The sequence below is a fragment of the Bacillus sp. EB106-06-01-XG163 genome (assembly GCF_058791615.1).
Window position 1 is genome coordinate 14,224 of sequence record NZ_JBYTDS010000017.1, and the last position, 14,149, is coordinate 28,372.

Sequence of the window (14,149 nt, forward strand, 5' to 3'; positions counted from 1 at the left end):
TGATTACGTATAATATTCCAGATTAAAGCAAGGGAGAGAAAAAGATACATGGAAAGACCGGCAGGATTTTGGATTCGGTTTCTGGCTTACGTCATTGATCAAATCATCATAGGAATTCCGATTTTTATCATTCAATTTATGGTCTCTTTTTTATTTGCGGCAGGCGTTGCGGCGGCTGACCCCTTCATGACCGAAAATCAGTTTAACATCTCTTTTCTGGTGTTCGGCGTCATCCCGATTCTTGCGAGCTCTTTTGTGATCAGTATCTTATATTTCAGCCTGCTCACGGCCTCAAAGATGCAGGGGACACTGGGAAAAGCATTGCTCGGCCTTAAGGTCGTCAATGAGGATGGCGGACGGATTTCCATCGGCCAGGCCTTCGGACGCGCTTTCGCATATATCATATCTAAGCTCATTCTTTATATCGGTTTCATCATGGGCGCCTTCGGAGAGAAAAAAACGCTGCACGACATCATGTGCAGCACCCGTGTTGTCTATAAATAACGACCTCAAGTCCGGGCCTTTTGAGCCCGGGCTTTTTTATGACGGCTGTGCCCGCCTGATGTCAATGCCGCCCTTTCCGTCAGCCTCAATGCGGATCGTCCCGTTCACAATGACAGACAGCGGATGGAACTCCGCATGCTGATCAGAAAAAATCCAGCGGCGGCCGCTCGGCCCTAAAAGCAAAAACGCCCCATCATTGTAATCACCCATAAAATGAAACCCGTTTTCCCTAAGAGGCGCATGCTTTCTCACCGGAATGCCGAAACGCTGCAGCTTTCTCCCGGTTGATACGACTTCGGCAGCCGTCAGATTCACCTCGCCGATATTCAGAACGGACTCAATCGAAAAATGTTCCGCGCTTGGCGGCGATGTTTCTCTCGCGATGAATTCCGCCAGATTGTTGGACGGATCTTTGAAATAAAAGGAACGCGCCTGAATATGAGAGAAATACACCTCATCCTCCCCATCTTCCGTTTGAAAAACAACTTTATCCTTCATCCACGCCTTCGCCTCATCAAAACGATTATTCGGAATGTTAAACGCGAAATGATACGTCGGATGAGAGTGAGAATCGGCGCGCCTGAATTTCAACTCACTTTCTCCCGCCTTGATGGTAAACGAATCACCGGACTCATCAATTAAAGGAAAACCTAACACCCGTTCATAGAAGTGTTTCGTCTCCTCCAACGCACAACTGTACAAAGTAATGTTATTTATTTGCATGATCATACCCCCTTTGGTTTATACTGCCATATAGAAGGGTTGATTCCTACTGTTTCGATTCACCAATTGAGAATCCCCCTTTCGCCCGGCGCTAAACATGACAAACAGCGCCAAACCGCTTATACCAGGCGATTTTAAACGTCTAAAGCAAAAAAAGCAGAAAATAATACCCCATATAGCTTGACAAAAAATAAATGTTATTTAATAATCTATATATAATTAGAATTATTATTGAAAGATAAAGTGAATGCTTTGTCTTTTTAATATATTTCAAATCACATTTCAGGAGGAAGATATTATGTCTTTAATCGGAAAAGAAGTACTGCCATTCGAAGCAAAAGCTTTCAAAAACGGTGAATTCATCGATGTAACAAACGAAGATTTGAAAGGTCAATGGAGCGTTTTCTGCTTCTATCCAGCGGATTTCTCTTTCGTTTGCCCGACTGAACTTGAAGATCTTCAAGGACAATACGCTGCACTGAAAGAATTAGGTGTTGAAGTATACTCTGTTTCTACAGATACTCACTTCGTACACAAAGGCTGGCATGACAGCTCTGAAAAAATCGGCAAAATCACTTACGCAATGATCGGTGACCCATCTCAAACGATCTCCCGCAACTTCGACGTTCTTGACGAAGAAACTGGTCTTGCTGACCGCGGAACATTCATCATCGATCCTGATGGCGTTATCCAAACAGTTGAAATCAATGCAGGCGGTATCGGCCGTGACGCAAGCAACCTTGTAAACAAAGTAAAAGCAGCTCAATACGTTCGTCAAAACCCAGGTGAAGTCTGCCCGGCTAAATGGGAAGAAGGCGGCGAAACACTTACACCTAGCCTTGATTTGGTAGGTAAAATCTAAGGAGTGCATTCCATTGGTACTTGATGCAAATATCAAAGCACAATTAAATCAATACATGCAGCTAATTGAGAACGACATTGTTCTCAAAGTAAGCGCCGGTGACGATGACACTTCTAAGGACATGCTGGCTCTCGTTGACGAGCTGGCTTCCATGTCATCTAAAATTTCAGTTGAAAAAACTGAATTAAACAGAACACCGAGCTTCAGCGTTAATCGTACCGGAGAAGACACAGGCGTTACATTCGCCGGTGTTCCTCTCGGCCACGAATTTACATCATTAGTGCTGGCATTGCTTCAAGTCAGCGGCAGAGCGCCTAAGGCTGATCAAAAGGTCATTGACCAGATTAAGAACATTAGCGGAGAATACCGCTTTGAGTCTTATATCAGCCTGACGTGCCACAACTGCCCTGATGTCGTCCAAGCATTAAACATGATGAGCGTGCTCAACCCGAATATCACTCATACAATGATTGACGGCGCGGCATTCAAAGAAGAAGTGGAAAGCAAAAACATTATGGCTGTTCCGACTGTATTCTTAAACGGTGAATCTTTCGGAAGCGGCCGTATGACCATCGAAGAGATTCTCGCAAAAATGGGCAGCGGCGCAGATGCGTCTGAGTTTGCCGACAAAGAGCCGTTTGACGTTCTTGTTGTCGGCGGCGGACCTGCCGGCGCAAGCGCGGCGATCTACACGGCGCGTAAAGGCATCCGCACCGGTGTCGTCGCTGAACGCTTCGGCGGCCAGGTACTCGACACCATGAGCATCGAAAACTTCATCAGCGTCAAAGCGACTGAAGGACCGAAGCTCGCTGCAAGCCTTGAAGAGCACGTGAAAGATTATGATATTGACGTCATGAACCTTCAGCGCGCGAAACGCCTTGAGAAAAAAGACCTCTTCGAACTTGAACTTGAAAACGGCGCTGTACTGAAAAGTAAAACAGTGATCCTTTCAACAGGTGCCCGCTGGCGCAATGTCAACGTACCTGGTGAGCAAGAGTTCAAAAACAAAGGTGTCGCTTACTGCCCGCACTGTGACGGACCATTGTTTGAAGGCAAAGACGTAGCCGTTATCGGCGGCGGAAACTCCGGAATCGAAGCGGCGATTGACCTTGCAGGTATCGTCAATCACGTGACTGTGCTGGAATTCGCGCCTGAACTGAAAGCAGACGAAGTCCTGCAAAAACGTCTTTACAGCCTGCCAAACGTCACTGTGCACAAAAATGCACAAACGAAAGAAATCACAGGCGACCAAAACGTAAACGGTATTACGTTCGTTGACCGTGAAACAGGCGAAGAAAAACACGTTGAACTCCAAGGTGTATTCGTCCAAATCGGCCTCGTGCCTAATACAGAATGGTTAGACGAAACGGTCGAACGCAACCGCATCGGCGAAATCATCGTCGATAAGAGCGGCGCGACAAGCGTTCCCGGCCTATTTGCCGCAGGGGACTGCACAGACGGCCCGTACAACCAAATCATTATCTCCATGGGATCAGGTGCAACTGCCGCTTTAGGCGCATTTGATTATTTGATCCGGAATTAATGTGAAAGCCGCCATATGAATGGCGGCTTTTTTAAATATACTAATTAAGAAGGCAGTATTTCCTCTAAACAATCCTCGCTGATTTTATAAGATTTTGGCCTTCTGCTTACCAGCTCAACAAATCCTTGCTGTTCTAAATAATCCATTACTCTGTTAATTTTATGTCTCGATTTATTTGAGAGCTCCATTAAATCTTGCACCGACATCGTAACCTGATCATTTACAAATACATTAATCGTGATAATGATATTAAAAATATCACGTTCATCTTTATAATCAGCCCATTGATCGCTATCAATATAGTTCCTAATTCGTTTCAGTTTCATTAAATTAAATTCAAGATCCTCAATAATCCCTTTTTGTCCTGACAGAAGCAACTCCAGCATATCCATTAAATAAAAAGTCAGCTCTCCCCGGTTTAAAGGTGCGGGAATTTCCTCTAATGCCTTATAATACTTATCTTTGTTCTTATTAACTGCGTAAGAAAAAGTGATGGCTGAATATTTTTCTAAGTATCGGGACAAATAACTCCCAACGATAAGGCGTCCTGTTCTTCCATTGCCGTCATAAAAAGGATGAATGTATTCATAGTAGTAATGAGCTGTCATGTAACGATACAGCTGGGGATGTGTTTCATCATGAAGATAAGCAATTAAAGCCTCAAGCGCTTCTGTTATCTTTTGTTCAGAATTAACGCCGATATGGGTGGTCATGTTCCCATCGTTCACTTCAACATAGCCTTTTCTGAATAGCTCACCATCCGGCGCATCTTCTGTTCCGATTTCATCTGCGACCAGCTCGTCATATAATTCCCTAAAGTCATGAATGCTTGTAAACGACGGAATTCGGTCTATAAATTGATATGTTTTCATCAATCCGACAAACCGCTTATGTGAGGGCTCGGATTGTTCTAACGCTTTAAGAGCCTCTTTCAATTCTTTTTTTGTACTGCGGATTCCTTCAATTTCATTATTACTCTGTGCTTCATTAATAATTAATTTATCAAAATAAGGTTTGACGGCAAATTCGGGGAGCTGACTGATAAGGGATGAAATTTTGGAACTGTTTAACAACACTTCATTATTCAGCTTCATGAGTTTATGTGTATTCACATAAAATAGCTCAAATGAATCGTCCGTGGGTCGGCCTTTTCGGAACCCCCGTATGTTTAATGATGTTGAATAACTGCCATAGCTGCTTGTTCTCTTTTTAAATTCTTTCTCATATGAATCAGCATCCATTTTATAAAAAAGCTTAGATAACTTCTCATACTTCATATTATCACCTCGCTTAATTTAAAATTATACACTTTTTTAAATTATACAATCATTATAGCCTGATTCCTAACAAATATTCTCGCTTTCCAATCAAAACAAAAAACGGCATACTGCATGGCAGTACACCGTCTGAAGCAATTCAATCTGTCTTTCTCCCTCTCGCCCGATAGATAAGAAATAATCCAATAAACCACAGTGGCGTCAGCAGCAAAGCCGGGCGCGTTGCATCCGCAAACAGCATAATCACCAGAATGACGGCAAACAGCGCCAGCACGGCGTAATTGATAAACGGCGCAAACGGCGCCTTGAAAGACGAGCTTGCGTGTAAGTCCGGACGGGTTTTCCTGTATCTGATATGACAGACAAGAATCACGCCCCACACCCAAATGAAACAAATCGCGCTGATGGTGGTCACGATGCCAAAAGCCGCTTCCGGTATCAATTTGCTTAAAAGAGCGCCAGCTGACAGCACAATAACCGATATCCATAATGCGCGGCTCGGCACATGATTTTTATTCAGCTTCGCAAAACTTGCAGGCGCTTGTTTCGTTTTGCTTAAGTTATACAAAATCCGGCTTGTTGAAAACATCCCGCTGTTACAAGCAGAAGCGGCAGACGTTAATACGACAAAATTAATGATTCCCGCGGCTAACGGAATGCCGACCAGACTGAAGGTCTTTACAAAAGGACTTTCCGCCGCATTCAGCTGCATCCACGGATTAATACATAAAAGAATGAGCAATGCCCCGACGTAGAAAAATAAAATCCGCAATGGAATTTTATTGATAGCGGACGGAATATTTTTTTTCGGATTTGACGTTTCCGCCGCCGACACACCCACTAATTCCACACCGACATAGGCGAAGATCACCATCTGGAACGAAAGCAAAAAGCCTGAAAATCCGTTCGGAAACAAGCCGCCGTGCTCCCACAGATTCGCCGCTGAAACCGTTCCGGTATGCGTTTTGAACCCAATCACCAGCAGAACGACACCGATGACAATTAACGCGAGAATCGTGACTACCTTAATTAAGGCGAACCAAAACTCCAATTCTCCAAAAATCTTAACCGTTAACAGATTAAGCCCTAATAAAATGAGCAAACAGATAAGTGCCGGAATCCACTGCGGAATATCAAACCAATATTTCACATACACACCGACGGCGATCACATCCGCCATAGCCGTCATAATCCAGCAAAACCAGTAGGTCCAGCCGGTGACAAACGCTGCACGCGGCCCTAAATACGCCTCGGCAATATCCGTTAATGATTGGTAGCCCGCTTTAGATAACAGCAGTTCTCCCAGCGCCCGCATGACGAAAAAAAGCGCAATACCTACAATAAAATACGCAAAGATGATAGAAGGACCCGCCAGCTGAATCGCCTTACCGGACCCTAAAAACAATCCGGTGCCGATCGTGCCGCCAATGGCGATCAGCTGCACGTGCCGATTCGATAAGTCCCTCTTTAGCTCTCGCTGCTCCACATCTGACTCCTCCTTACCTCTCTAGTGAACGACGAGCAAAAAAAGCCAATAAAAAAAGAGATTGGATGCCCTCCAATCTCATGGTCATAAGAATATCAAATTATATCTGCGCCGCTGACAATCAACAGCATGACAAATACATATTCGGTACTCTTCTGTCCTTTTGCCTGAGATTGTGAACCCTTCGGCGCCGCGGAAAACCCGCGGTCTCTCCAGAAGCCGCTCCTGCTGTAGTTCGACCCACAGCAATCATAGCCTGCTACGTATTGAGTTTCTGATAGAAATACCTATCAGCTAACTTTTTATTTTAATGGAAGTTGAATGCATTGTCAATAGAGGGATGAGCTGCACGGCGTTATCCCGGTCCAATTTTTGATGCCTGAAGCGCGTATTTTCCGTTTTCATTGTCTCAAAAAGGCGTTATGCGGTACTATCATATAAGGTCTAATGAAATAAACATTATGTCATACTTTAAATTCACCTTACCATACAATTGCTCGTAAATAAAAAGGGGATGGACGAGATTGGAAACGAAATATTTAGATCTGCTCGCACAAAAATACGATTGTGAAGAAAAAGTGGTCACGGAAATCATTAATCTGAAAGCGATACTGAACCTGCCGAAAGGAACCGAGCATTTCGTCAGTGATCTGCACGGGGAGTATCAGGCATTCCAGCACGTGCTGCGGAACGGTTCAGGAAGGGTAAAAGAGAAGATCCGCGATATTTTCAGCGGCGTCATTTACGATAGAGAAATTGATGAACTGACGGCTTTAGTCTATTATCCTGAGGACAAACTGCAGCTGATCAAACATGACTTTGATACGAAAGAGGCATTAAACGAGTGGTATAAAGAAACGATTCACCGGATGATTAAGCTCGTTTCTTATTGTTCTTCCAAGTACACCCGCTCCAAATTGCGCAAAGCACTGCCCGCCCAATTTGCTTATATTTCTGAAGAGCTGCTGTACAAAACAGAACAAGCCGCCAACAAAGAACAATACTACTCCGAAATCATAGAACAGATCATTGCGCTCGGCAAGGCCGATAAGCTGATCACCGGCCTTGCCTACAGCACGCAGCGATTGGTGGTCGACCATCTGCATGTTGTCGGCGATATTTATGACCGCGGACCGCAGCCGGATAAGATCATGGAAGAACTGATCAACTATCATTCAGTGGATATTCAATGGGGGAATCATGATGTTCTCTGGATAGGCGCTTATTCCGGCTCAAAAGTATGCCTGGCAAACATTATCCGCATCTGTGCCCGCTATGACAATCTGGATATTATTGAAGACGTTTACGGCATCAATTTGAGACCGCTATTGAACCTTGCCGAAAAATATTACGATGATAACCCGTCTTTCCGCCCGAAAGCGGACGAAAACAGACCGGAAGATGAGATTAAACAAATCACAAAAATTCATCAGGCGATCGCGATGATCCAATTCAAGCTTGAGAGCCCGATTATTAAGAGACGGCCGAACTTTAATATGGAGGAACGGCTGTTACTGGAAAAGATCGATTATGACCGCAATGAAATCACGCTGAACGGAAAAACATATCAACTGGAAAACACCTGCTTTGCGACGGTGAATCCCAAACAGCCTGACGAGCTGTTAGAAGAAGAAGCAGAAGTCATGGACAAGCTGCTGTTCTCTGTTCAGAACTCCGAAAAGCTGGGCCGCCATATGAATTTTATGATGAAAAAAGGCAGCCTTTATTTAAAATATAACGGCAACCTGCTGATTCACGGCTGTATTCCCGTCGATGAAAACGGCAGCATGGAAACGATGATGATAGAGGATAAAGCTTATGCGGGCCGTGAGCTGCTCGATGTATTTGAACGGTTCTTACGTGAAGCGTTTGCCCATCCGGAAGAAACCGATGATCTGGCGACAGATATGACTTGGTACTTATGGACAGGCGAATACTCTTCCCTCTTCGGAAAACGCGCCATGACAACCTTTGAGCGATACTTCATTAAAGAGAAGGAAACGCATAAAGAAAAGAAAAACCCGTATTACTATTTGCGCGAAGACGAAGCAGCCTGCCGAAACATCCTGAAGGAATTCGGTCTCAACCCGGATCACGGCCATATCATCAACGGCCATACACCGGTAAAAGAAATCGAAGGCGAAGATCCGATCAAGGCAAACGGAAAAATGATCGTCATCGACGGCGGCTTCTCCAAAGCCTACCAATCCACAACAGGCATCGCCGGCTACACGCTCTTATACAACTCCTACGGCATGCAGCTCGTCGCCCATAAACACTTTAACTCCAAGGCCGAAGTGCTGAGCACCGGAACCGACGTCTTAACAGTGAAACGATTAGTCGACAAAGAGCTGGAGCGGAAGAAAGTGAAAGAAACAAACGTCGGTGAAGAACTGATGAAAGAAGTGGCGATTTTGGAGAAGCTGCGGGAGTATCGGTATATGAAGTGAAGAATATGGAGTTCAGGGATGATTCTCTGGGCTCTTTTTTTACGGTTTCCCTGTATGTAAAACGGATTTTACCGCTTCTTCAATCTCCCTATAACCCGTACATCTGCAAATATTGGACTCCAGCCAATTTTTTATCGTGTCATCACTTGCATTCGGCTCAGTATTCACTAAAGCATGACAATTCATGAGAAAACCCGGTGTGCAATAACCGCATTGAAACGCGAATTTTTCAATAAAGGCCTTTTGAATCGGCGTATTGATCAGTCCTTCAATCGTCGTAATGTCCTTTCCTTCCCCTTCTGCCGCAAGCATTAAGCAAGATTTCATCGGCACCCCGTCCGTTAATACCGTACAGGCGCCGCAATCCCCATTTAAGCAGCCCGGCTTTGCACCAGTTAATCCGAGACGAAGACGAAGAGCAAATAACAAAGTATCAGCCGGCCTGACCGTAATCTGTCTTTCCTCGCCATTTACTTTCAACGTAATAGGATCAGACATTTGGACCTCCTTCTAATTCCCGTAAGGCATCTAAAATTGTATTTTGCAAGACAAATATTCGGTATTCACTTGAGCCTTCTGCGTCATCAAGAACGGGTTTGGGTACATACTGTAAAGACCTGCGCACTCTTTCTTCTGCTGATCGGTTTTTATCGTTAAGCACAGCCTCCATTTCAGCAGAACGAAACGGAAATGGACATACGCCGCTGAAGGCCATTCTGATCTCATCATCTTTTTTCAGCGCACAGACTGTCACCAATGGATACCCGACATTCCACTGCTGTCTTCTTTTGATACTGACAAATGGCAGGTCAACGTACGCTCGATCGACAACGACATGAAATAAAAAATCACCTTTTTGCAACTGTATTTCCTTGTTAAATACTTTATTTATGGGACGGTAATGAATCCCCGCTCTCCCTGCAATCCCTATCAAACTATCAGAAATCAGCAACGGCAGCACGGCCTCACGGTAATAGATGCCCCCGCAAATGTTTCCGCCCAGGCTGATCTTATTTCGAGTCGTCCGATCGGCTATTTCACTGACTGTTTTACTTAATAGCGGAAATGGATTTTCTTCCTCCAGTTTCGTTAATGACACGCCCGCTCCGATCACCAAATCATTTTCATAAAAGCGGATGGTTTGAAATTCCGGAAGCGCGTTCAGATCTATCACCGCATCCGTATAGATGATATTCAGCCTTCCTAACGTGATAATTTCCGTGCCGCCGGAATAATACATTGGTGTTTTCTTTTCGGCCGCAAGCGAGTGAAATAGATTGATTGTTTCTTGAATGGTCTTCGGTTTAAAATAATCAAAATCAAACGGTATCATCTTTCCACCCCTCTTGCGTCCTCCATAATCGTTCGGGAATGAGAGGAAGTTGATTCAATTGGACACCTAAAGCGGCGGAAAGGCAATTTCCCAATGCTGCCGGCATCCCCAACAGTCCGTGTTCCCCGCCGCCGCGCGCCCCATAAGGCGCAATCACATGCGGGGTTTCAACAAATTCAATGATATATTCAGGCTGCTCTCCATAGTGAAGGGGGCGGTATGTTCTAAGCTGAGGATTTAATACTCTGCCATATGAATCAAATACAAAGGTTTCTCTTCCTCCAAATGCGATTCCCATACTCATCCCCCCCATCACTTGACCCCTAGCAGCTTTTTCATTCAGTACAGTTCCTATATCCACAACAGAATAGGCTTTTGTAATTCGATACGTATAATCCCGTTTATCCAACTCAACTTCAATTCCCTGAGCACCGACAGCCCACTCGGGTCCCGGCTTCCCTCTTCCCGTTTCCCGGTCTAAATTCGTCATCCGGGTTAATGTGTAATTGCCGCTCGTAATGATTTGGCCGCCAATGGTATTTCCATTTGGAAAGGTATATCCGTAAGCAATGTCTTTTATTTCAACATGTACAGAAGGATGATCTATAAAATAAACCTTTCCGTCGGCCACTTCCAATTCCTCGACAGGAACCCGCAATACACATGATGCCACGTCTTTCAGCTTTCGAATGGCTTCCTCCGCTGCATTCAGTACGGCTCTTCCGGCCATTAACGTCCCTCTGCTCCCCACGGTTTTCCAATGCTCGGGTGTTGTTTGTGTATCTATAAGCATTTTTACGTGAATTTTGCTTATATCCATTTTCATTCGTTCCGCTAAGATTTGGGCTAGCACTGTTTTTGTCCCTGTTCCAATTTCCACTACCCCTGACATCAAATTAATGCTTCCATCGGGATTAAAGGTTAGAATCACCCCGGACGTTGCATTTGTATCAAATGTTGAGGTTTTCCAAATGCAGCTGATTCCCTTCGCCCGTATCTTCCGGCCATCGATTTCAATTCGCTGTCCCTCGTCCCAATTCATTAATTCCTTCAATCTTTCAATGCACTTCGGCACATTTCCGACCGTGCTTGAATTGAGAAGAACTTGAGTCGGTGTGGTGTCACCGGGGCGAATGGCATTTTTATAGCGGAGTTCTAATGGGTCCATGTTCAGCTTTTCCGCCAATACATCCATCGTCCGCTCAAAGGCAAATAACACTTCAGCATGGCTGTAGCCCCTGAATGCACTTGGATATGGATGATTCGTATACATACAATATGAATCACACCGTATATGATCGATCGCGTACGGACCCGTACAATCAACCACCGCAGCCCGGCTGATGTCCACTCCTTTATCAGAATACGCTCCGCCATCAAATAAAAGCTGAATGTCCGCCGCCTTTAAGATTCCATCCTTTGTGGCCCCTAATTTGACAATGGCATCCAACCCGATATGAACGGGAGATGTGATCATATCCTCTTCTCTCGTATTAAACAATTTGACGGGCCGGCCTCCAACCGCTTTTGATGCCAAATAGGCAATCACCTCTAACTGAACGGCTGCTTTTCCCCCGTACGCTCCTCCTACTAAAGGCGTTTTGACGATCACCTTTCCGGGTTCGATTCCAAAATACCACTGCATTAATTTTTTAATGGCAAAAGGAGCTTGAGAGGATGTGGTAATGATAATCTCCTCATCCGCCCGAATTTCAACAATCGAGCATCTTGTTTCCATCGCAGCGTGATCAGAAGGGTTAAAGGAAATTTGGAATTCTGCTGTCACATCACTTTCCCTAAACCCGTCTTCAATATTTCCTTTTCTAACCTTATCCAGGTTTGCGATATTGGTCTTCGGAACCGGGAATACACCTTTTGTCTTCTCATAGCGGTCCGCATTTTCATGGACGAGCGGCGCATCCTTTTGAAAGGCCTCACGGGGGGAATTGACGACGGGAAGAGGTTTATAGAATACTTTGATGGCATCCGCTGCCTTTTTAGCTGTAATCGGATTTTCCGCAACAACAACAGCAACCGGCTCACCATGGTATCTGACCCTTTTATAAGCAATCGGCGATCTGTCTTTAATTTCCTCACCTGCAAGCGGAAAAGGTTCATCACCCAATATCGCTCTCACTCCGGGAATCTTCCAAGCCTCTGAAAAGTCCATAGACACAATATCGGCATGAGCATATGGACTGGTCAGCATTTTTGCGTGTAATGTGCCTGTTTCTTGAAAATCATCCGTATATTTCGCTTTACCCGTCACTTTTTCAAGGGCCTCTTTTCGAATGACACTCTTCCCGATATACTCCAACTCATTCACTCCCCGAATTTATTCAGCAGCAGCGTATAATCTTCAACTGTATCGACGTCATAAAAAAGCAAAGGGTCTTGAAAGCTGATCATTTTTCCCATATTGATCATACTTTCACGGATGACATGCCGGGCGCCCTGATCTCCCTTTAACTGAAGCAATACCGGAAAACATTGATTTGAGAATAAAATGGGGGGCATAGGAAGATATTGATTTTCAGCGGAGATAAATAAATAACGGTGCTCCTTTTGATAGGAATCAATTAACGTATTGATGATATCTGCGGTGACAAACGGCTGATCTGCAAGGAGAATGATAACGGCGTCAGCCTCGTACTCTGCCGCTTTTTTCACACCGCATTGTATAGAATGGCCTTGGCCTTTACCCGCTTGCTCACATTCTGCCTGGCTCCACTTGCTTGATATGGGGTCTAAAAAGAAAAAATCCGAAATCCAATGCAGTGAATCTCCCTTTCCCGTAATAACGAAAATATGATCTAATTCAGATAACAAGGCATTTTTAAGAGCTATACTTCCCAGAGAGACGCCATTGAGAAATAAACTGCGCTTATCCGTCCCCATGCGTCTGCTTGTACCGGCTGCCAGGTAAATGGCTGCTGTTTTCATAAGCGAGACCTTTGTTTTCGCATTTCTTTAATCATCTCGCCGACAATGCTTACAGCAATTTCCTCAGGGCCTTGTGCCCCGATGGGAAGTCCGATAGGGGCATGAATATCCTCCGGAATCTCCGCTCCGCCTAATAGCCGCTCGGTGCGACTTCTGGGGCCTAATACGCCTTTATAAAACACATTCTCGTTTTTTAATGTATGTAAAATGATCTGATCTTTTTGAAAGCTGTGCGTCATAATGACAACAAAATCCCTTTTTGTCATGCTCAGACCTTCCATGACTTCTTCCGGTGCTCCTGTTATCAAATGGCCGGCTTCAGGAAAATGGCCGTGATGACATAAAGCGGGACGCCAGTCAATCACCGTCACATGAAAGCCAGTGCCAGCTGCCAAAGAAACTAACGGCTTCGCATCTTCCCCTGCTCCGAATACATATAAACAAGGTTTTGGCACCATCTGATGGATAAAAAATAAATCGGAGGTATGTTCATCCCTCTTGATTCCCTTTTCCGTCTGTCTCAGTTTTTGAATGCAGCCTTGTTCCATAACATCCCCGCTTCCAAACACGCTGCCGTCTTCCACTATGTACAGATCTTCCTTCGGCTCTAACGTTTCCGTGAATCGTTTCACTCGGGTCACAGACTTTTTTTCATCTAAGCATGTCTTGACTGTCATCAGCTTTCGTTCCAATTCCCCTTTTACAGGCTCAAGTAAAACCGTCAAAACACCATTACAGCCAACGCCCTGTCCCCAGGATAAATCGTCTTCCGCGCTCATATCAAAGCGGACAATCACCGGCTCTCCTGCAGCCCAGACCTGTTCTGACCGTTCAACGAGGTCTTCTTCCAGACAACCGGCGGATAACATTCCGACTCTTGTTTTGTCCCCTAAAATCAGCATGGAGGCCCCTTCTTTCTTATAAGCGGACCCCTCAGTTTTAATGATGGTAGCCAGTACCTTAGCTTTTTTAGAAGTGGCGATGACATCCAAAATCCCGTGTATATCATCCATTTCATGTCCCCCGCT

The 14,149-nt window shown here is 44.9% G+C and carries 12 protein-coding genes and 1 riboswitch; of the genes, 4 read left to right on the top strand and 8 right to left on the bottom strand.

Annotated features, from left to right (window positions below):
* Positions 1-48: 48 nt before the first annotated feature.
* A complete protein-coding gene (locus AC3WTF_RS17070) occupies positions 49-504 on the top strand; it encodes an RDD family protein (protein ID WP_014419310.1) in 456 nt (151 codons plus the stop codon).
* Between the two features lie 36 nt (positions 505-540).
* On the opposite strand, the gene AC3WTF_RS17075 is transcribed toward AC3WTF_RS17070, so the two are convergent.
* On the bottom strand, positions 541-1,227 hold the full coding sequence (locus tag AC3WTF_RS17075; RefSeq protein ID WP_047936337.1) for a VOC family protein: 687 nt from the start codon (positions 1,225-1,227) through the stop codon (positions 541-543).
* Between the two features lie 298 nt (positions 1,228-1,525).
* Here AC3WTF_RS17075 and ahpC point away from each other — a divergent pair, with 298 nt between their 5' ends.
* Positions 1,526-2,089: an alkyl hydroperoxide reductase subunit C gene (gene ahpC, locus AC3WTF_RS17080; protein ID WP_004393188.1), complete on the top strand. Its 564-nt coding sequence runs from the start codon at positions 1,526-1,528 to the stop codon at positions 2,087-2,089.
* Positions 2,090-2,102: 13 nt separating this feature from the next.
* Positions 2,103-3,632, top strand: a complete 1,530-nt coding sequence (gene ahpF / locus AC3WTF_RS17085; protein WP_007614902.1) for an alkyl hydroperoxide reductase subunit F — start codon at positions 2,103-2,105, stop codon at positions 3,630-3,632.
* 44 nt (positions 3,633-3,676) lie between these two features.
* Here the strand turns inward: ahpF and AC3WTF_RS17090 are convergent, their stop codons facing one another.
* Both AC3WTF_RS17090 and AC3WTF_RS17095 read right to left on the bottom strand, forming a co-directional pair.
* Positions 3,677-4,909, bottom strand: a complete 1,233-nt coding sequence (locus tag AC3WTF_RS17090; RefSeq protein ID WP_129004219.1) for a Fic family protein — start codon at positions 4,907-4,909, stop codon at positions 3,677-3,679.
* Between the two features lie 139 nt (positions 4,910-5,048).
* Entirely contained in the window at positions 5,049-6,395 is a 1,347-nt protein-coding gene (locus tag AC3WTF_RS17095) for an amino acid permease (RefSeq protein ID WP_007614904.1), read from the bottom strand.
* 145 nt (positions 6,396-6,540) lie between these two features.
* Positions 6,541-6,621, bottom strand: a riboswitch (glycine riboswitch).
* A 298-nt stretch (positions 6,622-6,919) separates the two neighbouring features.
* Here AC3WTF_RS17095 and fbp point away from each other — a divergent pair.
* Positions 6,920-8,845: a fructose-1,6-bisphosphatase gene (fbp, locus tag AC3WTF_RS17100; protein WP_492314318.1), complete on the top strand. Its 1,926-nt coding sequence runs from the start codon at positions 6,920-6,922 to the stop codon at positions 8,843-8,845.
* 39 nt (positions 8,846-8,884) lie between these two features.
* Here fbp and AC3WTF_RS17105 read toward each other — a convergent pair whose 3' ends face one another.
* The 5 genes from AC3WTF_RS17105 to AC3WTF_RS17125 are packed head-to-tail and all read right to left on the bottom strand — an operon-like array spanning position 8,885 to position 14,134.
* A complete protein-coding gene (locus AC3WTF_RS17105; protein ID WP_015418586.1) occupies positions 8,885-9,343 on the bottom strand; it encodes a (2Fe-2S)-binding protein in 459 nt (152 codons plus the stop codon).
* Entirely contained in the window at positions 9,336-10,178 is an 843-nt protein-coding gene (locus AC3WTF_RS17110; RefSeq protein ID WP_007407864.1) for an FAD binding domain-containing protein, read from the bottom strand. The genes AC3WTF_RS17105 and AC3WTF_RS17110 overlap by 8 nt, the downstream gene beginning before the upstream one ends.
* Entirely contained in the window at positions 10,165-12,495 is a 2,331-nt protein-coding gene (locus tag AC3WTF_RS17115; RefSeq protein WP_492314319.1) for a xanthine dehydrogenase family protein molybdopterin-binding subunit, read from the bottom strand. Before AC3WTF_RS17115 ends, AC3WTF_RS17110 begins: the two co-directional genes overlap by 14 nt.
* Before the next feature lie 5 nt (positions 12,496-12,500).
* Positions 12,501-13,121, bottom strand: a complete 621-nt coding sequence (locus AC3WTF_RS17120) for an NTP transferase domain-containing protein (RefSeq protein WP_492314320.1) — start codon at positions 13,119-13,121, stop codon at positions 12,501-12,503.
* Positions 13,118-14,134: an XdhC family protein gene (locus AC3WTF_RS17125; protein ID WP_253620474.1), complete on the bottom strand. Its 1,017-nt coding sequence runs from the start codon at positions 14,132-14,134 to the stop codon at positions 13,118-13,120. The genes AC3WTF_RS17120 and AC3WTF_RS17125 overlap by 4 nt, the downstream gene beginning before the upstream one ends.
* Positions 14,135-14,149: the final 15 nt, after the last annotated feature.

Bases quoted from the DNA above. Each gene is read 5' to 3' on its own strand.
- AC3WTF_RS17070 (WP_014419310.1), top strand. From the start codon at position 49: ATGGAAAGACCGGCAGGATTTTGGATTCGGTTTCTGGCTTACGTCATT.
- AC3WTF_RS17105 (WP_015418586.1), bottom strand. From the start codon at position 9,343: ATGTCTGATCCTATTACGTTGAAAGTAAATGGCGAGGAAAGACAGATT.
- AC3WTF_RS17125 (WP_253620474.1), bottom strand. From the start codon at position 14,134: ATGGATGATATACACGGGATTTTGGATGTCATCGCCACTTCTAAAAAA.
- AC3WTF_RS17110 (WP_007407864.1), bottom strand. From the start codon at position 10,178: ATGATACCGTTTGATTTTGATTATTTTAAACCGAAGACCATTCAAGAA.
- ahpC (WP_004393188.1), top strand. From the start codon at position 1,526: ATGTCTTTAATCGGAAAAGAAGTACTGCCATTCGAAGCAAAAGCTTTC.
- AC3WTF_RS17075 (WP_047936337.1), bottom strand. From the start codon at position 1,227: ATGCAAATAAATAACATTACTTTGTACAGTTGTGCGTTGGAGGAGACG.
- AC3WTF_RS17090 (WP_129004219.1), bottom strand. From the start codon at position 4,909: ATGAAGTATGAGAAGTTATCTAAGCTTTTTTATAAAATGGATGCTGAT.
- AC3WTF_RS17120 (WP_492314320.1), bottom strand. From the start codon at position 13,121: ATGAAAACAGCAGCCATTTACCTGGCAGCCGGTACAAGCAGACGCATG.